This window comes from Neoroseomonas eburnea (assembly GCF_018129005.1).
Classification (GTDB): domain Bacteria; phylum Pseudomonadota; class Alphaproteobacteria; order Acetobacterales; family Acetobacteraceae; genus Neoroseomonas; species Neoroseomonas eburnea.
In genome coordinates this window covers 14,040-34,559 of sequence record NZ_JAAEDL010000031.1, presented here as the reverse complement: position 1 = coordinate 34,559, position 20,520 = coordinate 14,040, and the positions used below count along the sequence as shown (strand labels likewise).

The following is a 20,520-nucleotide window of genomic DNA, read 5'->3' as shown; positions in this document are numbered from 1 at the left end:
GGCCTGAGTCTTGGTGGAACTGATCGCGGCCTCGGTGTTCTACGAGGTCGCCGCCCTGCTGGCGCTCGGCGCCGCGGCCGGGCTGATCGCGCTGTTCCTGCGCCAGCCGCTGATCGTCGGGCTGATCGGCGCTGGCATCATCGCCGGACCCGGGGTGCTCGGCGTGGCGCGCTCGGACGAGCACATCCAGTTGCTGGCCGAGCTCGGCATCGCCGTGCTGCTGTTCCTGGTCGGCCTCAAGCTCGATATCGGCCTGATCCGCAGCCTCGGCGCCGTGGCGCTCGCCACCGGGCTCGGCCAGGTGACCTTCACCGCGGTGATCGGCTTCGGCCTGTGCCTGCTGCTCGGGCTCGACACCGTGACCAGCATCTATGTCGCGGTGGCGCTGACCTTCTCGAGCACCATCATCATCGTCAAGCTGCTGTCGGACAAGCGCGAGATAGACAGCCTGCACGGGCGCATCGCGCTCGGCTTCCTGATCGTGCAGGACATCGTCGTGGTGCTCGCCATGGTGGTGGTCTCGGCGATGGCGGCGGGCGTGGGCGAGGTGTCGGCGCTGGGCGGGCTGCTGCGCGTCGCGGCGGGCGGGGCGGCGATGCTGCTGCTGGTCGGCCTGGTGATCCGCTTCGCCGCCGAGCCGCTGACCGCCCGGCTGGCCCACGCGCCCGAGCTGCTGGCCGGCTTCGCCATCGGCTGGGCGGCGCTGCTGGCGGCGGTCGGCGACGCCCTCGGGATCGGCAAGGAGATCGGCGGCCTGCTCGCCGGCGTCGCGCTGGCCTCCACCCAGTTCCGCGAGGCGATCGCCGCGCGGCTGTCGGCGTTGCGCGACTTCCTGCTGCTGTTCTTCTTCATCGCGCTCGGCGCGCGGCTCGACCTTGGCGCGATGGGCGAGCAGCTGGGCGCTGCGGCGGTGCTCTCGGTGTTCGTGCTGGTGGGCAATCCGCTGATCGTGGTCGCCATCATGGGGGCGATGGGCTACCGGCGGAGAACCGGCTTCCTTGCCGGGCTGACGGTGGCGCAGATCAGCGAATTCTCGCTGATCCTGATGGCGATGGGCGTCGCGCTGGGGCATGTGGCGGAACCGGCACTCGGCCTGGTGACGCTGATCGGCCTGATCACCATCGCGCTGTCGACCTACATGATCACGCATTCGCATCGGCTCGCCGCCTGGTTCGACCGGCCGCTGCGGAACTTCGAGCGCGATCACCCCTGGCGCGAGGCGGCCGAGACGGGCGGCATGGCGGCCGAGGCGGCGGCCGCGCCCGATGTGGTGATCTTCGGGCTCGGCCGTTTCGGCCGGGCGATCGCCGAGCGCCTGCGCGCGCGCGGCCTGGCGGTTCTGGGGGTTGATTTCGACCCCGAGGCGGTGCGCGCCTGGCGCCGCCGCGGCTTCGAGGCGGTCTATGGCGACGCGACGGATCCCAAACTCGTCGCCACGCTGCCGCTCGGGCGTGCGCGCTGGGCGATCTCCGCCATCCCGAGCCATGCTGGCGGGCTGACCCACGAGGACCATCGCCTGGCGCTGATCGCTGCGCTGCGCGGAGAGCGGTTCGGCGGCAGGATCGCGGTCACCGCCCATGGGCGGTCCGAACGCAACGAGCTGCTGGGGCGCGGCGCGGACCTGGTGCTGCTGCCCTTCCACGACGCCGCCGAGCGCGCCGCCGAGCTCGTCGCGGTGAAGCCCGAGGGCTGAGCGGGTTCCGTTCAGCCGGCGAGCAGCCGGAACAGCATCAGGCCGATGATGAACACCGGTGCGAGCCAGCGGATCGCCCACAGCAGGAGCGCCCAGGCCAGGCCGCGCATTCCCGCTAGGTCGCGGGCGGTGCCGGCCGGCAGCACCCAGCCGAAGAACAGGGCGAGACCGAGGCCGGCCAGCGGCAGGACCAGGTTGGAGACCACGTGGTCCACCTCCTCGAGCAGCGGCGCGCCGGTCACGTTGAGCCAGGCGAGCGGTCCGTATCCGAGGGCCGGCGCCACGCCGCCCAGCAGGGCCGCGCCGCCGACAGCGAGGACGGCCGTGCGGCGCCGCAGGCCGGCACGCTGCATGAGGGCAGCGACCGGAACCTCGAGCAGCGAGATCATCGAGGTCAGCGCCGCCGCACTGAGCAGGAGGAAGAAGGCGTTGGCCAACATCTTGCCGCCCGGCATGGCGAGGAAGATGTCGGGCAGGGTGATGAAGGCGAGCTCCGCCCCGGCAGCCGGGTTGCCACCCATCGCGAAGACCGCCGGGAAGATCGCCAGGCCGGCGACAATGGCGAAGCAGGTGTCGCCGGCGACGATCACCGCGGCCGAGCCGACGATGCGCTGCTCGGGCTTCATGTAGCCGCCGTAGGTGATGTAGACCGCCATGCCGAGGCCGATCGAGAAGAAAGCCTGCCCCATTGCCGCCAGGACCACGCGCGGGTCGAACACCGCCGACCACTGGGGCATGAAGAGGAAGGCGACGCCGCCGGAGGAGCCCGGCAGGGTCAGCGCGAAGCCGGCCAGCAGCAGGACGATGAAGGCCAGCATCGGCATCAGCCACAGGCAACTGCGTTCGATGCCGCGGGCGACGCCGGCGACGACGATGGCCATGCTGATCGCCATCATGCCCAAATGCCAGCCGAGCGGTTCGAGCGGATGGGCGATGAAGGCGCGGAAGGAGGCCGCGAAGCCGCCCGGCGGGCGGTCCCACAGCGTCCCGGACGCGGCGGCGGAGAAGTAGCGCAGCGCCCAGCCGGCGATTACGGAGTAATACGCCAGGATCAGCGCCGAGCCCGCCACGCCGAGCCACCCGACCCGGCGCCAAGGCGAGGCAGGCGCGAGGCGCTCGAAGGCAGTGACGCCGTCAACCCTGCTGCGCTTCCCGATGGCGATCTCCGCGACGACCAGAGGCAGGCCGAGCGTCAGGACGATGACCAGATAGACCAGCAGGAACGCGCCACCGCCGTTCTCGCCGGCGACATAGGCGAAGCGCCAGATGTTTCCGAGCCCAACCGCCGAGCCGATGGCGGCGAGGATGAAGCCCGTCTGGCTGCCCCATTGCTCACGCATCGGGCGCGCACCGCCTCCGGGTATCCCATCCGTCCGGGAAACGGACCGGCCGGCGGCATGGTGTCCGGCCGACGGCCTTCGGCTTGAGGATGGCGAAGTCCATCACGGCGGTCACATTCCCGTGGCATCAGGACCCGCGTGCCGGAGCGGGGAGCCATACCACGAAGGTCGGCGATGACGAAGCCGCCTGCACGACCAGCGGCACCGCAGGCTGGCACCATGACCGAGGCGGAGCCCGGCGGCAACGGGGTGCCACACCGCGGGATCCTCCTGCGCCTCAATCCTGTCGCCGCGTCCCGCTTGGGAGCGACACGCCCCTGCGGGGCGGGCCACACTACTAGGTCGGCGCCGCGGACAGGCTCGCGGCGCCGATGGCTTCCCGCCTCCATCGGTGGAAGTGCCAGCTGGTGATTCAACCCGCGCTGATGCCCTGATCGCCCGCTCAGGAGCGGAGGCCAGCCAGGAACGGTCCAGCCGCCTGCACCGCCGCGGCGCACCCCGGAGTCGCCTCCGCGACGATCACGACGCCATCGCGGAAGCCGATCAGCACGCCCGCGGCGGTGGTGATCCCCCACCATGGGTCATCGGCCGCGCGCGCGGCGAGTGCCGGACCCGCCTCCGAGGTGCAGCGCGTCACGTCGGCGACGACCGATGGCGATGCGCCTGCCGCCTGCAGCCGCGTGCTCCATTCCGCCTGCATCGGCTCGACTACCAGGCTCATCAGCAGCCAAAGAAAGAAGTCCCGAATCATCGCATCTTCTCCAGATTGTTGGTTTGGCCGGTGTGGTCGGCACGCCCGACGCGCGGAACCTGCCGACGTCGTGTTCGTTGCCCGCGAAGACCCGCATCGGCGCGCCCGTCCTGAGCAGAAGCACCGCGAAAATGGAGCGCACGCGGTCGCCCAAGGTCAGTCCGAGAACGATGCAGCCGGCCGACAGGCTGAGGCTCTCGCGCATTCCGCTCCGGGCGTGCAGCGCCCCGAGGTCGACGACCGGCAGGCCAATGACGCTTGCCATGAAGGCGCGCCGCGTCCAGGCAGGCTTGCCGGGTCCAGTTGCCGACCAGGATCGAGTCGCAGCAGTCCATGTTGAAACCGGGCTCCATGTGCGGGCGCGACGGTCCGACATGACGCTGCATATCGCGCCAGAGGAACCCGGGTACCGTCTTGCGGCATACATCGCCGTGCCTGAACCGCCAGGCAAGCGCGGGCACGCCCGCCGCGTGCGGTTCCGCACGGTCTCGGCCGGAGCCGGATTGAACCACGTACCAGCAGTCCGGATGTACACCGTGTTAGGTCCGGGTGCCTCTGACGCCGATCCGAACGCTGGGGCGGCGTGATGTCGGACCTTCACCTTGCGCGTCCGACCAACGGGCGCCAGAGACGGAGACGCCGACCATGACCGCCGACGCCCGCCCCCCGATCGCTTCCACGCCGACCGCCGTCACGTGTCGCCACCAGGCCTTGCGGGAGGGATACCGGCTGTTCCCCACGCGGCTCTCGTTTGAGCGAAGCGCGCTGCAATCCAGCGATAAGCTGCCTGAAGACTTGGCCTCTCTCACTTGGCTCCTGTCGCGGCTCTGGCTTCACCATTCGGCGCTGGAGCGCCGGATCGCGGAGGCGGCGGCGAGACCGCGGCCCGACGCCGCCGCACTCGGCGCTCTTAAGCGCGAGCGCCTGGCCGTGCGCGACCGCATCGCCGCCCTGGAGCGCGGCATCTGAGGGACCGCCTCCCGTCCTCGCCGCCATCGAAACCAACACTTCCCGGTTGCGCGAAAGGCCATCGCACGGAACACTACCCGCCGCAGCCGGTTAAGGAACGCGGTGGACAAGGAACGCCTCGCGCCGGGCCTCGGGCGACTTGCCTTCTTCAGGGATGCGGACGCCGCGACGCTCGCCCGTGCGGAGGCTGCGTCGCGGGTCGTGCAAGTCGCTGCCGGCGAGCTAGTGCTCGACTTCGACTGCCCCTCCACCGAGGTGCGCGTGGTCCTGCGTGGCGGGCCGCTGCGGGTCCTCATGCGATCGAGCGGGGGGCGGGAGAAGATCGTGGCCGAGGTGGGCCCGGGCGCCTTCGTGGGCGAGCTGGCAGCCTTCGCGGGCCCCGCCGTTTCCCCCTCGGCTGGCATTCACGCCCTCCATCGCGCGGTGATTGCGGTGATGCCGGGCGACGCCTTCGTGGAACTGATCCTGGCTTCGCCACCGCTCGGGCGGCGGCTGATCGCGCTGCTGGCGGAGCGGGTGCGGAGCCAGAACCGACGCCTACTCGAATACGCCGTGCTGCCGACGCGGCAGCGACTCTGCGCCGAGTTGCTTCGTCTTGCGCGGCCTCGCCCGCCGGAGGCAGGAGGAGGTCTTGCAATCTCGCCGCCGCCGGCCCGGCCCGAACTCGCGTCGCGGATCGGGGCGCGACGCGAGGCGGTGTCGCGTGAATTGGCGGACCTCGTCCGTCTCGGCCGCCTCCGGGTCGGGCCGCGCGCCATTGTCCTGCTGGATGAGGCGGCGATTCGGGCCGACGTCGAGGCAGCGATGGAAGCCGCGAAGCGCTTGGCGTGAGAGTTTGTGAATGAATGTCCGACCGGTGGGAAATCGTCCGGAAGATGGTGAGCGATATCAACGGACATTCAGGTGACCTGCCCCTCTAGAAGCGGTACGCCGGCGATGTAGTCCGGTGGCAGCGTGAGAGCCATCGGGCGAGGCGGCCAGGCACGAGGCGGTTCATGGCCATGCGCAGAAAGCCTATGTGCGATGCTGCACGGCTACTCGGAGCCGCGGACGGCGCGCCGTGCCCGTCGTCCCTCGGCGGATCAGGCGGGGCGGTCTATCGTCGCGTGGGCGGACAGTTTCGGCCGGAGGGACGGACATGGCGACGAGAGAGACGGCGCGGCCGGGGGTGCCGCGCCTTGTGCGCGCGCACGATCTGCCCGCCCCGTCGCAGCGCGGCGGGCCACGCGGGCCGCGGAGCCACGACCGCCCGACCATGCCGGCGACGGTCGACTCCCTCCGGGGCACCGGCCCGACCACCGCGATCACCAGCGGCCGGCAGGTCGCGGTGTTCATCGCCGTCGGTCACCGCCCGGCCGAGCGCGTCGGCGTCCACGCCGCGCCACGCGCCACCCGCTTCGAGACTCTCGAACCGATCCGCCATGACGTGCGCCGCCGCGTCGGCGGCTTCGCCGAGGGTGTCGCTCGCGGGCTCGCGCTTCCCCGCGACCACGCCGGCCAGGACATGGCCGACGACTTCCATGAGGATTTCCTCCTCCCCCGGATCGAGCGCGCGCCCGCCTTCGGCCGCGCACCCGAGGGCAACGCCTGCCGGGCCCGCCGATGAACCAGGAGGCGCTGATCCTGTTCAATCTCGCCGAAGCACTGGGGATCGGCCTCCTGATCGGGGCCGAGCGCGAGCAGCGCATGTCGCCCGACGTCAAGTCTTTGGCGGGAATCCGAACATTTGCCATCACGGCGCTTCTGGGCGCGGTTGCGCAGCAGGCCGGCGGTGTCATCCTGCTGGCCACCGTCATCATCAGCGTCATGCTGCTGGTTGGGCTGGCCTACTGGCGCGACAAGTCAGAACACATCGGCCTGACCACCGAGGTCGCCCTGGTGATGACTGTGCTGCTGGGCGGGTTGTCGGTGACGCATCCCGTGGTCGCCGCCGGGACCGGGGTCGTGGTGGCGGTGCTTCTGGCATCGCGGGCCTATCTGCGCGGCTTCGTGCGGTCGGTGATGACCGAGCAGGAATTGCGCGATGGGCTCTTGCTGGCGGCCGCCACGCTCGTGGTGCTGCCGATCCTCCCAAACCGGACCTTCGGCCCCTACGGCGTGCTGAACCCCTATCTGATGTGGTCGGTGGTGATCATGGTCATGGTCATCGCCGCAGCCGGCTATGTGGCGGTGCGGCTCTGCGGGGCGCAACACGGACTGGCGCTGACCGGTTTCGCCTCGGGTTTCGTCTCCAGCACGGCGACCATCCGTGACATGGCCCGGCGGACGCGCTCGGCACCTGCGCAGATGCGGGGGGCGGTCGCGGGGGCCTGTCTGTCCTCGCTCTCGACGGCCGTCACGATGTCGATGGTGCTGGCGGCGGCCAGCGTGGCCACGCTGAACGCGATGGCGCTGCCACTGCTGGCCGGGGGTCTGGCGGCAGTCCTTTATGCCGCGCCATGGACGATTACGGCCTTGCGAGCGCCGCCGGCCTGCGCCGAGAACCCGCCGCCAGACCAGGGCGCCACTCCGGTCGTGCAGCCGCGCGCGATCAGCCTGACCGGGGCGCTGGCCTTTTCGGCGGCCCTGGCCGGGATCATGCTGGCGTCCACCGCCGTGCAGCAGGAGTTCGGGCTGAACGCCATGATCGCGGCCGCCGCGCTGGCCGGCATCGTCAACACGCAATCGGCGGCAATCTCGGTCGCGCTGATGGTCGGGGCGGGCCAGATCGCGCCGCAGGAGGCGGTGCTGCCGATCCTTGCGGCGATCAGCACCAACACCGGTGCCCGGGTCGTCCTGGCCGTGACGCTCGGGCGCGGCGGCTTTGCCGGCCGGGTGGTGCCTGGGCTCATTCTTGGCCTGGCGGCGGCCTGGGCGGCGTTCCTGCTGCCGGTTCCGGCGGCGCTGCCCTGATGACCCGCCAGCCGCCGGAGGCCGTACGCGGCTGCGTCGCGGAACCGTCCGCTCTCCCGCTGATGCCGCCGCGAGGCCCCGGCCGTGACGACGGTCGCTGCGCGACGACGATCCGCGTCGCCGCAAGCGCAAGCCGACCCTGGCTGGCCCGTTCGACCTCCGATTGTCGCGACCGGCGGCCGACCCGCTGCGTCGCGATGGCGCGCGAGGTCCCGGTGGTCGCCGGCCAGCATCGGCGGCTCAGGGCGGCATGGCAGAAACCCGCCGGGCGCGGTATGCTGTGCCGCTATGCGGTCCGATGAGCCTTCTGCGGGGAGGCAAGCGCTGCCCACGGGCGCTTGCCTGTTTTCCGGTTGTCGGAATCCTGGAAAGTACTGTTATCCGACCCGCCACCCACAAAGGCACTCGAGAGACGATGCGGCTTGCCTCAGCTCTGAACCGGTCGGTTTTTTTTGCGCTGCTTTGGGTCACCCTGACGGGTGGATCGGCGGATGCGCTGATCTATGGCGGGCTTGCGGTTGCTGCTGCGACGCTGCTCAGTCTGCGACTGTATCCCGCGGACCAGCCTGGCATCGTGCTCTGGCGGGTGGCGGGGTTCCTGCCGCGTTTCCTGGCGGACGCCTTCATGGGTGGACTCGATGTCGCGCGGCGTGCCCTCGACCCCCGCCTGCCGATCGCGCCTGGGTGGGTGCGCGCTCAACTCACCAACCGGAATGAAGCGGCCGGTGTGCTGCTGGGCGGGGTGGTCAGCATCCTGCCCGGAAGCCTCGCGGCGGGATCCGGCGACGCGGCGATGGACGTCCACCTTCTGAACGTCACGGGATACTCTGCCGACAGGATGCAGGCCGATGAACGCCGGATTCTTGGCCTGTTCGACCGGCGCATTGACAGCCAGGATGTCGCGAATGGCTGACTGGTTTACGCTTGCGGCCGTCTTCCTGCTTCTGAGCGTCGCGGTCGCGCTGGGGCGCTGCTGGCGCGGCCCCGGTCCGGTGGAGCGGATCATGGCCGCCCAACTGGCCGGCACCGGAGTGATCGGCGTGGCGGTGGTCCTCGGCGCGGCGCGGCGCGATGCGGCGATGCTGGACGCGGCGCTGATCGGCACGCTGCTGGCCGCCGTCGCGGTGACCGCCTTCGCGCGCAGCGCCGCCAAGCCCGGCGACCGGCCGGAGGGCAGGGGATGAGCTGGATCGATCTGGCGGTTCTGGCGCTGCTGGGCACGGGGCTGGCCTTCTATGGGGCAGGCTCGCTGGGTCTCCTGCGCTTTCCTGACACCGCCTCGCGTTTGCATGCGCTGACCAAGGCCGACAACCTCGGGCTCGGGCTGGTGGCGCTGGCGGCGGCGCTCCACTGGGGTTCGCTGGCAGTGGCCGCCAAGATCGCGCTGGTCTGGCTGTTCGCGGTGATCGCGGCCGGCATCACCTCTCAACTGCTGGCCCGGCAGGCCCGCTTGGACGGGACCCGCAGCCATCCGGACGGCGACCGGCCTTGACCGCTGCCTTCGACATCATCCTGTGCCTGTTGATCCTCGGTACGGCGGGCATCGCGCTTTTCGTGCGCGACGCGCTGGCGGCCATCGCCTTCTTCATCGCCTTCGGCAACCTCCTGGGTCTGGCCTGGCTGGGGCTCGATGCGGTCAACGTGGCGCTGGCCGAGATCGCGCTCGGCGCCGGGGTCACCGGGGTCCTTCTGATCCTGGCCCGGGCGCGGCTTCTGGCGCTGGGCGATGACGCGACCTGCGCCGATACGTCCGCGTGGCTGCGGGCGGGCGCCCTTGCGGCCTGCGCGGGCTTCGTGCTGCTGCTGGCTGCGGCGGTGCTCTCGATCCCGGCGGAAAGCGGGCTTGACCGCGCAGTCGCGCCGCTGATGCCGGGGCTTGGCATCGAGAACCGGGTGACCGGCGTCCTGCTGGCCTTCCGCGCCTATGACACGCTCCTGGAAAGCTTCGTGCTGCTGGGCGCGCTGGTCGCGGTCTGGTCGTTGGCGCCCGCCGGGGTCTGGCCGGGCCGTCCGGCTGATCTCGGCATGGCCGATGGGCCGATGCGCCGGGTGGCCGGCAGTTTCGGGCGGTTTCTGCTGCCGGTGGCGCTGGTGATGGCGACATATCTGGTCTGGGCCGGATCGGACGTGCCGGGCGGAGCTTTTCAGGCCGGCACCGTTCTTGCGGGCGGGCTGATGGTGTCGGCGATAGGCGGCGCGATCGGCCTGCCGCGCAGCGACCTTCCGGGGCTGCGGGTGGCGCTGGTCCTGGGACCGCTGGTGTTTCTGCTGATCGGCCTGGCCGGAACGGGGTTCGGCGGCTTTCTGGTCTATCCTCAAGGGCTGGCCAAGGCGGCGATCCTTGCGATCGAATACTCGCTGGCCCTTTCGATCGGGGCGACGCTGGCGCTGCTGGTGGCAGGGCCCAATGTCATCGGGCCGGCGGGCCCCGCTGGTGGCGCCGGCAGGAACAGCGGTTGCTGAGGCCGGCTTCATGGTGACGGGGCATGTCTACGCCCTGACCGGCGCGATCCTGGCCGGTCTGGGTCTTTTTGCCTTCATCATCCTGCGCCATCCGTTGCGCCAGCTGCTTGCGATCAACGTGGTCGGGGCAGGCATCTTCCTGATCCTGGGCGGTCTGGGCCGAGGACCCGACGCGACCGATCCATTGCCGCAGGCGCTGGTCATCACCGGGATCGTCGTGGCCGTTGCGCTGACCGCCTTCGGCGCGGCGATGATCGTGCGGCTGGCCGAGGCGCGCGCGGCGACGAACGCCGCCACACGGCCCGACGGCGGAAAGCCCGTGCCATGAGCCCGCTTGACCTTCTGGTGGCGGTGCCGCTCGGATTCATGCTGGCCGCCCTGCTGTCAGGGCGGGCCGCGCGCTGGCTGATCCTGCCGGCGGTGCCCGCGATGGCGGGGCTGGCGCTCTGGCTGGCACTGGTGCCGCCCGATGCGGCCTATCTGGTCGGTCACTGGGACTTGCCCTTGGGCATCCTTTTGCGCCCCGATGGGGTGGCGCGGCTTATGGTGGCGGCCACGGCGCTGGTGATCGGCGCGGTCGGGCTGCACGCGCTGGTCGATCCGCCGGAAAAGGCCGGCAACGCAGCCCAGGCCGAGACCTTCTGGCCGCTGATCTATCTGCTCTGGGCGGGGGCGAATGCGGGCTTTCTGACCACCGACCTGTTCAACCTCTACGTCACACTGGAGATGGTCAGCCTGGCCGCCGTGGCGCTGGCGGCGATGGGCTCGCTGGAGGCGGCGCTGCGCTATTTCATGATCGCGCTGGTCGGTTCGCTGGCCTACCTCCTGGGAGTGGCGCTTCTGGTGGGGCGCTACAACACCGTGGACGTCACCCTGCTTTCGCAGGTCGCACAGCCCGATCTGGCGACGATGCTGGCGCTGGGGCTGATGACGGCGGGACTTCTGATCAAGGCCGCGCTTTTCCCGCTGCATGGCTGGCTGCCGCCCGCCCACGCCGCCGCCCCCGCCCCAGCCAGCGCGCTGCTGTCGGCGATCGCGGTCAAGCTGGGATTTGTCATCCTGCTGCGGCTCTGGTTCGAGGCCTTTCCGGCCGTCACCGGCCCGACCGCGCTGCATGTGCTGGGCGGGCCGGGGGCGCTGGCGGTGATCTACGGCTCGGTCCAGGCGATGCGGCAGCAGCGGCTGAAGGCGCTGGTGGCCTATTCGACGGTGGCCCAGGTCGGCTACCTGTTCCTCGCCTTTCCGCTGGTCGCAGGCGCGCCGGACCCGTCCGGTGCCTGGGCCGGGATGATGCTTCATGCGGTGGCGCACATGCTGGCCAAGGCGGCGATGTTCCTTGCCGCCGGGCTGATGCTGAAGGCCGCCGCCGGCGACCGGATCGGCGATCTCGGCGGGCTGGCGCAGGCGATGCCGCTGACGGTGACCGCCTTCGGCCTGGCAGCGGTGTCGCTGATGGGGTTGCCGCCCTCGGGCGGGTTCACCGGCAAGTTCCTGCTTCTGAACGCGGCGATCGCGCAGGGCGCCTTCCTTTATGCCGGCGTGATGATTCTGGGCGGTCTGCTGGCGGCGGTCTATTTTTTCCGGACGCTCTCGGCCTGCTTTGCAGCCGGGCCGGCGCCGCGTGAGCCTGCGACGCGCGGGGTTTGCACGGCGGCGCCGCTGGTGCTGGCGGGGCTGGCCATCGCCATGGGTTTCGGCGGCAGCGCGCTGCACAATCTGTCGGCGATTGCCGCGCCCTGGGCCGCCCCGGGCGCGGCCGCGCCATGATGACCTTCGCGCCGCTTCTGCTGGTCCTGCTGCCGGTGGTCGCCGCTTTGGTCAGCTTTGCCCTGCCCGAGCGTCTCTCGGCTTGGCGCAACGGGGCGAACATCGGCGTGGCCTTCGTCAAGCTCCTGGTGGTGGCCTACCTGCTGGTGCAGGCGCAGGCGGGCGTGGTGTTCGAATGGCGCTACGAATTCCTGCCGGGCTACGATTTCGTGCTGCGGCTGGACCCGCTGGCGCTGCTGTTCGTGACACTTTCGGTGTTTCTGTGGCTGCTGACCACGATCTACGCCATCGCCTATTTCGACCGGGGTCCGAACCTGCCGCGCTTCTTCGGCTTCTTCAACCTGTGCGTGCTGGCGGCCACCGGCGTGGCGATGTCGGGCACCGCGATCACCTTCTTCCTGTTCTACGAACTGCTGACGCTGGCGACCTGGCCGCTGGTGGCGCACCGGGGCGACGACAAGTCGCTGCGGGCGGGGCAGATCTATCTGACCTACACGCTGGCGGGCAGCGTCGCCTTCCTGGCCGGGATCCTGTGGCTGCAATCGCTGGTCGGCGCGATCGAGTTTTCCGCCCCGGCCGATCTGGGCGCCATCCCGCCCCTGACCCTGACGCTGATCTTCATCCTGTGTATCGGCGGGCTGGGGGTCAAGGCGGCGATCATCCCCTTCCATGGCTGGCTGCCCGAGGCGATGGCCGCCCCTGCCCCCGTCAGCGCGCTCCTGCACGCCGTCGCGGTGGTCAAGGCCGGGGCCTTCGGCATCGTGCGCGTGATCTACGATGTCTACGGCATCGGCACCGTGGCCGAACTGGGCCTGGGTGTGCCACTGGCCGCCCTTGCCTCGGCGACGATCCTCTACGGCTCGGTGCGGGCCCTGATGCAGAGCGACCTCAAGAAGCGGCTGGCCTATTCCACCGTCAGCCAGGTCAGCTACATCGTGCTGGGTGCCAGCCTGGTCGGGCCCTTCGCGGTGATCGGCGGGCTGGTGCATCTGGTGCATCAGGGCATCATGAAGATCACGCTGTTCATGTGCGCTGGCGCGCTTGCCAACCGGATGGGGATCAAGGCGATCGCCGAGCTGGACGGCGCGGGCCGGCTGATGCCGGTGACGATGGCGGCGTTCTCGGTCGGGGCGCTGGGAATGATCGGGATGCCGCCGGTGGCCGGCTTCATCTCGAAATGGTATCTCGGGGTCGGGGCGTTGCAGTCGGATGCGGCCTGGGCAGTCGCGGTGCTGGCGGGCTCGTCGCTTCTGAACGCCGCCTATTTCCTGCCGCTGCTGTACCGCGCATGGCTGCTGCCGCCGCCGCCCGGCCGGCCCGCCATCGCCGAGTTGGCCACCACCCGCGACCGAATGCTGATCCTGCCCGCGGTGGTGACGGCGGTGGTGTCGCTGGGGGCGGGCATCTTCGCCTCGCTGCCCTTCAGCCCGCTTGGCTGGGCCACGCTGGTCGGACTGGGCTATTTGCGATGATCGCCGATCCGACGCTGCTTTTGCCGCTGGCCGTACTCTGGCCGATGCTCCTGGCGGGGCTGGCCCTGCTGCCCGGCTGGGGGTCGCGCATGGTGCTGCTGCTGCCGCTTGGCCCACTGCCGGCCCTGGCGGCGGCCCTCGTCGCGTCGCGCGACGTTCCCGTCGCGCTGCCGGGGGTGCTGCTGGACAGCGGCCTGGAGCTGGGCGCGACCGGCGCGCTGTTTCTCGGCGGTGCGGCGACGCTGTGGTTCTGGGCCGGGGTGTACGCCGCCTTCTACATGCGGCGCGACGAGCGGCCCGCCGGCTTCGCCCTGTTCTGGAACCTGGTCCTGGCCGGCAATCTCGGCGTCTTTATCGCCGCCGACATCGTCAGCTTCTACGTGTTCTTCGCGCTGGTCTCGCTTTTGGCCTATCCACTGGTGATCCACGATCGCCAGCCCGCCTCGATGCGGGCGGGGACGGTCTATCTGGTGCTGGCTGTCTGCGGCGAGGTGGCGATCCTGGTAGGGCTGATGCTGGCCTCGTTCGGGGCGGGCGGCGCCATAGGCATCGAGGCGGTTCGCGCGGGCCTTGCCCTGCCTTCGGCGCATCCCGCGGCGGTGCCGCTGCTGATCGCGGGCTTCGGGATCAAGGCCGGACTCATGCCCCTGCATGTCTGGCTGCCGGTGGCGCATCCGGCCGCGCCGGTGCCCGCCTCGGCCGTGCTGTCGGGCGCCATCGTCAAGGCCGGGATCTTCGGGCTGGTGGCCTTCCTGCCGCTGGGCATGCCGGCGGCGGTCGCGGGCAATGTCCTGATGATCCTGGGCTTTTCCGGCCTCTTCCTCGCGGCGCTGATGGGGCTGGCGCAGGCCGGCGCCAAGGCGGTGCTGGCCTATTCGACGGTCAGCCAGATGGGCCTGGTCATGGGGGTTCTGGGCTTTGCCCTGGCCGGGGGCAGCGCGCCGGCGGCCGTGCTGCCGGCGGTGGCGTTGTTCGCGCTGCATCACGGGCTCGCCAAGGGGGCGCTGTTCCTGGGCGTCGGGCTGGCACCGGTCTGCGGGCGGGCCTGGCGCTGGGGGCTTCTGGGGGCGCTGGCGGTGCTGGGCTCGTCGCTGGCCGGGATGCAGCTACTGGCCGGGGCGCTGGTCAAATCGGCGCTCAAGGACCAGGCCGGGGCCTTTGGGGCCACGCTGATCGGCCTCTCGGCGCTAACGACGGCGCTGGCGATGGCGCGCTGTCTGGCAGTGCTGCCAAGGGCGAAATCGCGCTGCCGCCCGCCGCTGCTGATGGCCCTGCCGTTCCTCGCCCTGTCCGGGGCGGCGCTGTGGCTGCCCTGGCTTCTGTACGCCAGGATCACCGGCGAGACCCCGCTGGCCGCAGACCTGCGGTCGCTGATCTTCGAGGCCTGGCCGCTGGGGCTTGCGGCGCTGATGATTGCGGGCGCGGTCGCGGTCGGGCTGAAGGCGCCTAGCCTGCCAGAAGGCGATGCGCTTGGCCCGGTGCAACGCCGGGTGGCGGCCCTGAGCGCCGCCGCAAGGGCCGCCGAGCGTGCCGGGTCGCGGTCGCTGCGCCGATCGCGCCCGAAGCCGCAAACCGTCATCGGCGAGGATCTGGACCGGATCGAGGACGTTTTCCGCGAAGGCGCCGCCGCCGCCATCCTGGTATTGGCCATCGCGGGGGCGGTCGTCGCCGCTAGCCTGATCTAGCAGGCTGCGGAAATTCGCGGCCAAGGGCTTGGTTTTCCTGGCCGGCGTAGTTTTTGTGAGGTGCTTGGCGGGCTGATGGGCGTGGTTTTCGGTGGCCAACCGCCGCGGACTACCGCGTTGAGGCCTGTTGGCGGCGCCAGTCAGGCAGGCGCCGCCAACAGCTTCGGCAGCCGGACGGGGGTTTAGGCGGCGACGCGGAGCGTGAAGCTCCATCCGACCCGCTCCAGCCCGCGCAGCAGGGTGCGGCGCATGCGCGGATCTCCTTGCGCCGGCCGAACACCTCCTCGACCCGCTTGCGGATGCGCTGGCTCACCGCGTAGCCCAGGTGCCGCGTAGTCCGTCCATCGATCGCCGAGCGCCGGCCATTGGCGTGCTGCGTCACGTGCGGCGTCACGCCCATGTCGCCCATTGCCCGGACGAAGGCCCGCGTGTCGTAGGTCTTGTAGCCTCCCAGCGTGCTGCGCGCGGCACGATCGAGCCCTGCCATCATCGCCTCGCCGGCGTCGCGCTCCGCGATACCCGTCTCTTGCGTCGTTGTCGCAGCGACCGCCAGGCCGTGCCGGTTCTCGATCACCACGTGCCCGGCGTAGCAGAGCTTCGATGCTTGGCCGTTCGACTTGCGCGCCAGCCGCGCATCCGGGTCCGTGGTCGAAGCATGCGTCTCGTCGCTGCGCTTCTCGGCATGGAAGTCGCGCTCGCCGTTGCGGCCGGGGCCGAGCGCCTCGCCGGAGCCGTCCTTCGGCCGGAAGCTCTTCATCGAAGCCCAGGCCTCTATCAACGTGCCAGCCACCGAGAAGTACGCCGAGGGCAGCAGCGGCTTGACCTCTGGGTCGGCCAGCACGGCGGCGAAGAACTTGCTCGCCACCTCGGTCCCCAGCAGCCGGTCCCGGTTCTTGGTGAACACCGTCACGTCCCATACGGGCGCCACGCCCGACGCAGCTGCGCAGGAACTGCCCAACTTGCACGTGCGGAACCGCACGGGGCGGCCGTACCCCGCCTTGCCCAGGGCGGCCGGCGCGGCGATGTCTTCCGCGGGACGGTGCCCGGCTGCCCTGCCGTCCGATGCGACGCCACGCTGGGCCGCCGTACCTCGATCTGGAGCCCGCTGCCCGCATGGACGTCCTCGACTCGATCCTGTCCGCCGACTGGCCCGGCAATCCCGGCCCGGATGTGGCTCGCCTTCATGGGCGGTCGTGTCCGGGTTCGCTCGGACGCGCCGTATCCTCGGGGCTGTTCCTGATCGCGACGGGCGGGACATGACGGGACCATGGCGCCGGAGCAACAACCACGTAGAGGAGATCACTTGATGACCCAGATTCAGACCGCCCTCGCCGCCGACATCACACTGCATAGCCTGGAGCAGGCAACGGCCGAGAGCCCCAGGGCGAGGCGGAACCTGCTCATCGGGCTCTGGGCGGGGCGTCGGCTCGGCCTTCCCGAGGCGGAACTGCCCCGCTATGCGCTAGACGTCATGTGGGTGGATCATGCCGAACCGGGCGATGCCGACGTGATCCACAAGCTTGCCGCCGATTTCGACGCGGCAGGTTGCTGCGTCGGCGATGAGGCACTGCGCTCCGAGCTGACCGTCGCGCAGCGCCGCGCTTACGCCGAAACCGTGTTGCACCTGCTATGATCCATTCGGTGGCAGCACCGCCGCCAGCGCAGGCGGCCACAGACGGCGCGATGGGCGCCCGAGATGGAAACGGAGGTTGTGCGATGCAGAAAGACTCAGAACGGCGGGATGCCGGGCTAGGTAGTCCGCCGCGAAGCCTGCTCCTCGCGACGGATCTCAGCTGCCGCTGCGACCGCGCCCTGGACCGCGCAGTGATGCTGGCATCGGCCTGGGGTGCCAAACTGCATGTGCTGTATGTGCTGGAAGGCAATGAGCCGGAGCAAGGCCCCGAACCGGTTCCCGGCGGTTCGGTGCGGGCGCTTGCCGAGCGTCACCTCCGCGCCGCCACGCGCAATCATGACGTCGAAGCGGAGATCGTGATCGAGCGGGGGGATCCCGCGGAGATCATCCTGCGCACGGCGAACGAACTCGACTGCGAGCTGATCGTCACCGGCATAGCCCGCAGCGGAAACCTTGCCCGAGCGGTGCTCGGCACGACGGTCGAGAGGCTGGTCCATCGTGCGCCGATGCCTGTACTGATCGTGAAGATGCGCCCTTGGCGCGCCTACCCGACGGTGGTCGTCGCCTCCGACTTTTCGGAGACTTCCGCCCACGCCTTGCGGCAGGCACTGAGCGTATTCCCGGATGCCCGGATGATACTGGCGCATGCGTACCGCGTGCCGTTCGAAGGCTTCATCAGCCGCGCGGCGCATGAGGCGGAGTTGCTGGCGGATGCCGAGCGTCAGCGTGCGGCGTTCCTGCCGAGCGTGGGCGCACCGCCAGACAGGCTGGAGCAGATGGAGTACCTGATCCGCTACGGAACAGCCGAGAGCGTGATCGGAACGCATGTCTGGGACAACGACATCGACCTCGTCGTGATGGGGACGCATGGCCGAAGCGGTCGCTTCGGCATCCTGATGGGCAGCACCGCCGAACGTCTCCTCATCTGCCTGCATTGCGACGTGATGATTGTCCGCGAGCCGCGCGCGCTGTCCGCCACGATTGGCGCGGGCGGCGCCTCTGCGGGTCCTCGCCTGAGCGGGAATGGGTGAGCAATGGGGTAGCAGAAGCGGGCTAATTTTTGCCGCCATCGGCGCGGCCGCAGGCCTCGGAAACATCTGGCGATTCGCCTACTTGGCCGGGGAGAACGGCGGCGCCTTTCTGCTGGTGAACCTTTTGATCGCGCTGGCGTTGGGCGTGCCGCTGGTGGTCGTGGAACTCACCATCGGCAAGCGGGGTGCAGGCTACGCTTCCGTGTAAACGCAGCGCGCTCTAGATGTTTGGTCCCAGGCTTTGATGGTGCAGTCTTCTCGCCGGCATGGAGAGATGCGCTATGGGCCAGGTTCTTCACGGCTGCGCCCGCACGACTGAGGCGGTCCGTCGCGCGATCCAGCATAGTCAAGAGAGCCTGAGGGCTTTGGCCCGCCGGCATGGCGTGAACCCGAAAACCATCGCCAAGTGGCGGGCGCGAGGCGACGTCGCTGATCGGCGCACGGGCCCGGCCCAGCCGCGCTCAACCACCCTCTCGGCCGACGAGGAGGCGATCATAGTCGCCTTCCGCCGCCACACCCTGCTGCCGCTGGACGACTGCCTCTATGCCCTGCAGCCCAGCATCCCGCACCTGACGCGCTCGGCTCTGCATCGCTGCCTCCAGCGCCACGGCATCTCGCGCCTGCCCGAGACCGAGGGCGACAAGCCGGTCCGCAAGCGCTTCAAGGCCTATCCGATCGGCTACTTTCACATCGACATAGCCGAGGTCAGGACCGAACAGGGCAAGCTCCACCTTTTCGTGGCCATCGACCGCACCTCGAAGTTCGCCTTTGCCCAACTGCACGAGCGCGCCACCACGCGCATCGCCGCCGACTTCCTGCGCGCCCTGCTGCAGGCCGTGCCTTACTGCGTGCACGCCGTGCTCACCGACAACGGCCAGCACTTCACCTCGCCGGGCAACATTGCCTCGGCCGCACCGCTCATCCGCGAGGCGATCGACCGCGGCGAGATCTTCCGCGCCCATTCCTTCGAACTCGCCTGCGCTCAGAACCAAGTCGAGCACCGCCTGACCAAGCCCTACCACCCGTGGACAAACGGCCAGGTCGAGAGGATGAACAGGACGCTCAAGGAGGCCACCGTCCGGCGCTACCACTACAGCAGCCACGACGAGCTCCGCGGTCACCTCGCCCTGTTCCTCGACGCCTACAACTACGCCCGGCGGCTCAAGACCCTGAAGGGCCTCACCCCCTACGAGTTCATTTGCCGTTCATGGGCCGCAGAACCTCACCGGTTCACGGCAAATCCGCACCACGAAATGCCGGGACCAAACATCTAAGAATCGCTGGATTGGTCGGTTCGCAATCGCCGAATGCCTTGGTCGTGGAGAGGCGCGCAAAGATGAGCGGCCTTCGGTGATCTTGCTGTTCAGGGCGCCGGCTGTGTCGCTCGGGTCACCGCGGAGCGGTCAGCTCGGTTCGGCAGCGAAGAGCCATCCCGCTACCGCGTCCTGGCCGGCCACTCTGGATGCAGCTCGTCGATCACGAAGGCATGCCGGTGCCGGAAGCCGTCCGGCCCGGTCACGAGCGGCTGGTGCTCAGCTGCGCGATGCGGGTGCTCCGGTGGGAGGCCAGCATGGTCGTGCTCGATCTCCTCCGGGTCATCCCGCGGCCACAGCGCCGCCGCCGCACCGAGCCCTGCCACCGCCAGCACGGCCAGCACCAGGAAAGTGGGCCCGAGCCCGATCGCTGCGCCGAGGCCGCCGGCCAGCGGATAGGTCAGCAGCCAGCAGGCGTGGCTCAGTGCGAACTGTGCGGCGAACAGCGCCGGCCGGTCGCCGGGATGCGCGGAGCGCCGCAGCAGCCGCCCGCTCGGCGTCAGCACAAGCCCGTTGCCGAGGCCGAGCAGCGCCCAGACCGGCAGCAGCACCGGCCATGACGGCACCAGGGGCGCCAGCAGCAGCCCAGTGACCAGGAGCGCGGCGCCGGCCAGCATCGCGCTCCGGTCGGTCATCCGATCGCCGAGCAGGTGCGGCAGGGCGAGCGCCGCGACCATGGAGCCCAGGCCGTAAGCGGCCAAAGTCCAGGCCACTTCTCGCTCGCCGAGGCCGAAGCCGGCCCGCACCAGCACCACGGTGTTCACGATCACCATCGCGCCCGCCGCGGCCGCGGCGAGGTTCAACGCCAGCAAACCGCGCAGCCGCGGCGTCGCGAGATAGATGCGCGCCCCGCGCGTCGTGCGCCCCCAGGCACCCTCGGAAGTCGTCGGTGGCTTCGGCGAGGGCAGCACCACCGACAGCACCAGCACTGCAGACGCGAGGAAGCCCAGCGCGTTCAGCCCGAACAGCCAGTGGAAACCGATCACGCCAAGCAGGGCCGCGGCGATGGCGGGGCTCGCCAGCGCCTCGAGGTCGTAGGCGAGGCGCGAAAGCGACAGCGCCTTCGTGTACTCCGCCTCCTCCGGCAGGATGTCGGGGATGGTCGCCTGGAAGGTCGGCGTGAAGGCGGCCGAGCCCGCCTGCAGCAGGAAGATCAGCAGGTAGACCTGCCAGATCTCGGTGACGAAGGGCAGGCAGACCGCGACACCGGCGCGCAGGAGATCGAGTGTCACCAGCAGGCTGCGCCGCGGCACCAGGTGGACGAAGGCGCCGGCGACGGGCGCGATGCCGACATAGGCGATCATCTTGATCGCGAGCGCCGTGCCGAGCACTGCACCGGCATCGGCGCCTGCCAGTTCGTAGGCCAGCAGGCCGAGCGCGACCGTCGCTAGCCCGGTGCCGAGCAGCGACAACACCTGGGCCAGGAACAGGTGGCGGTAGGTCAGGTTCGACAGCGGCGACAGCACGGCGTCCTCCGAGCGAATTAGCCTAGCGTAGTCCGGCCGGCGCCG

At 70.1% G+C, this 20,520-nt stretch carries 20 protein-coding genes and 1 pseudogene; 17 read left to right on the top strand and 4 right to left on the bottom strand.

Annotated elements, in window-relative coordinates; translation table 11 throughout:
* Window positions 1-13 precede the first annotated feature (13 nt).
* Window positions 14-1,693 (top strand): cation:proton antiporter, encoded by a 1,680-nt coding sequence (locus tag GXW74_RS23085; protein ID WP_338148309.1) that lies wholly within the window; start codon window positions 14-16, stop codon window positions 1,691-1,693.
* Window positions 1,694-1,704: 11 nt separating this feature from the next.
* Here the strand turns inward: GXW74_RS23085 and GXW74_RS23080 are convergent, their stop codons facing one another.
* On the bottom strand, window positions 1,705-3,033 hold the full coding sequence (locus tag GXW74_RS23080; protein WP_211848952.1) for a sodium-dependent transporter: 1,329 nt from the start codon (window positions 3,031-3,033) through the stop codon (window positions 1,705-1,707).
* 442 nt (window positions 3,034-3,475) lie between these two features.
* Window positions 3,476-3,784, bottom strand: a complete 309-nt coding sequence (locus tag GXW74_RS23075; protein ID WP_211848951.1) for a hypothetical protein — start codon at window positions 3,782-3,784, stop codon at window positions 3,476-3,478.
* Between the two features lie 645 nt (window positions 3,785-4,429).
* On the opposite strand from GXW74_RS23075, the gene GXW74_RS23070 reads away from it, so the two are divergent.
* The 12 genes from GXW74_RS23070 to GXW74_RS23015 all read left to right on the top strand — a co-directional run bounded on the left by GXW74_RS23070 (window position 4,430) and on the right by GXW74_RS23015 (window position 15,032).
* Window positions 4,430-4,753, top strand: a complete 324-nt coding sequence (locus GXW74_RS23070) for a DUF465 domain-containing protein (protein WP_211848950.1) — start codon at window positions 4,430-4,432, stop codon at window positions 4,751-4,753.
* A gap of 102 nt (window positions 4,754-4,855) precedes the next feature.
* Window positions 4,856-5,584, top strand: coding sequence for a Crp/Fnr family transcriptional regulator (locus GXW74_RS28680; RefSeq protein ID WP_211848949.1), 729 nt, complete (start codon window positions 4,856-4,858; stop codon window positions 5,582-5,584).
* Between the two features lie 307 nt (window positions 5,585-5,891).
* Entirely contained in the window at window positions 5,892-6,359 is a 468-nt protein-coding gene (locus GXW74_RS23060; protein ID WP_211848948.1) for a hypothetical protein, read from the top strand.
* Window positions 6,356-7,645: an MgtC/SapB family protein gene (locus GXW74_RS23055; protein WP_211848947.1), complete on the top strand. Its 1,290-nt coding sequence runs from the start codon at window positions 6,356-6,358 to the stop codon at window positions 7,643-7,645. Before GXW74_RS23060 ends, GXW74_RS23055 begins: the two co-directional genes overlap by 4 nt.
* Window positions 7,646-8,060: 415 nt before the next feature.
* Window positions 8,061-8,558: a Na+/H+ antiporter subunit E gene (locus tag GXW74_RS23050; protein WP_211848946.1), complete on the top strand. Its 498-nt coding sequence runs from the start codon at window positions 8,061-8,063 to the stop codon at window positions 8,556-8,558.
* On the top strand, window positions 8,551-8,829 hold the full coding sequence (locus GXW74_RS23045; RefSeq protein ID WP_027285822.1) for an MrpF/PhaF family protein: 279 nt from the start codon (window positions 8,551-8,553) through the stop codon (window positions 8,827-8,829). The genes GXW74_RS23050 and GXW74_RS23045 overlap by 8 nt, the downstream gene beginning before the upstream one ends.
* Entirely contained in the window at window positions 8,826-9,137 is a 312-nt protein-coding gene (locus GXW74_RS23040; protein ID WP_027285821.1) for a cation:proton antiporter, read from the top strand. Before GXW74_RS23045 ends, GXW74_RS23040 begins: the two co-directional genes overlap by 4 nt.
* Window positions 9,134-10,108: a hydrogenase subunit MbhD domain-containing protein gene (locus GXW74_RS23035; protein WP_211848945.1), complete on the top strand. Its 975-nt coding sequence runs from the start codon at window positions 9,134-9,136 to the stop codon at window positions 10,106-10,108. The genes GXW74_RS23040 and GXW74_RS23035 overlap by 4 nt, the downstream gene beginning before the upstream one ends.
* 10 nt (window positions 10,109-10,118) lie before the next feature.
* Window positions 10,119-10,436 carry an NADH-quinone oxidoreductase subunit K gene (locus GXW74_RS23030; RefSeq protein WP_211848944.1) on the top strand — a complete coding sequence of 106 codons (318 nt, stop codon included), beginning with the start codon at window positions 10,119-10,121 and terminating at the stop codon, window positions 10,434-10,436.
* Entirely contained in the window at window positions 10,433-11,875 is a 1,443-nt protein-coding gene (locus tag GXW74_RS23025; RefSeq protein WP_211848943.1) for a complex I subunit 5 family protein, read from the top strand. Before GXW74_RS23030 ends, GXW74_RS23025 begins: the two co-directional genes overlap by 4 nt.
* Window positions 11,872-13,347: a complex I subunit 5 family protein gene (locus GXW74_RS23020; RefSeq protein WP_211848942.1), complete on the top strand. Its 1,476-nt coding sequence runs from the start codon at window positions 11,872-11,874 to the stop codon at window positions 13,345-13,347. Before GXW74_RS23025 ends, GXW74_RS23020 begins: the two co-directional genes overlap by 4 nt.
* Entirely contained in the window at window positions 13,344-15,032 is a 1,689-nt protein-coding gene (locus GXW74_RS23015) for a complex I subunit 5 family protein (RefSeq protein ID WP_211848941.1), read from the top strand. The genes GXW74_RS23020 and GXW74_RS23015 overlap by 4 nt, the downstream gene beginning before the upstream one ends.
* Before the next feature lie 182 nt (window positions 15,033-15,214).
* On the opposite strand, the pseudogene GXW74_RS23010 reads toward GXW74_RS23015, so the two are convergent.
* Window positions 15,215-15,957: pseudogene (locus GXW74_RS23010) on the bottom strand (IS5 family transposase); the annotation flags it as partial.
* 381 nt (window positions 15,958-16,338) lie between these two features.
* Between GXW74_RS23010 and GXW74_RS23005 the strand changes: the two are divergent.
* From GXW74_RS23005 to GXW74_RS22990, 4 genes are all read left to right on the top strand, one after another.
* Window positions 16,339-16,665, top strand: coding sequence for an ATPase inhibitor subunit zeta (locus tag GXW74_RS23005; protein WP_211848939.1), 327 nt, complete (start codon window positions 16,339-16,341; stop codon window positions 16,663-16,665).
* Entirely contained in the window at window positions 16,662-17,696 is a 1,035-nt protein-coding gene (locus tag GXW74_RS23000; RefSeq protein ID WP_338148308.1) for a universal stress protein, read from the top strand. Before GXW74_RS23005 ends, GXW74_RS23000 begins: the two co-directional genes overlap by 4 nt.
* Window positions 17,689-17,904 (top strand): hypothetical protein, encoded by a 216-nt coding sequence (locus GXW74_RS22995; protein WP_211848937.1) that lies wholly within the window; start codon window positions 17,689-17,691, stop codon window positions 17,902-17,904. Before GXW74_RS23000 ends, GXW74_RS22995 begins: the two co-directional genes overlap by 8 nt.
* A 73-nt stretch (window positions 17,905-17,977) precedes the next feature.
* Window positions 17,978-18,970 (top strand): IS481 family transposase, encoded by a 993-nt coding sequence (locus GXW74_RS22990; RefSeq protein ID WP_211848936.1) that lies wholly within the window; start codon window positions 17,978-17,980, stop codon window positions 18,968-18,970.
* Window positions 18,971-19,131: 161 nt separating this feature from the next.
* Here GXW74_RS22990 and GXW74_RS22985 read toward each other — a convergent pair whose 3' ends face one another.
* Window positions 19,132-20,475, bottom strand: a complete 1,344-nt coding sequence (locus GXW74_RS22985) for an MFS transporter (protein ID WP_211848935.1) — start codon at window positions 20,473-20,475, stop codon at window positions 19,132-19,134.
* Window positions 20,476-20,520: the final 45 nt, after the last annotated feature.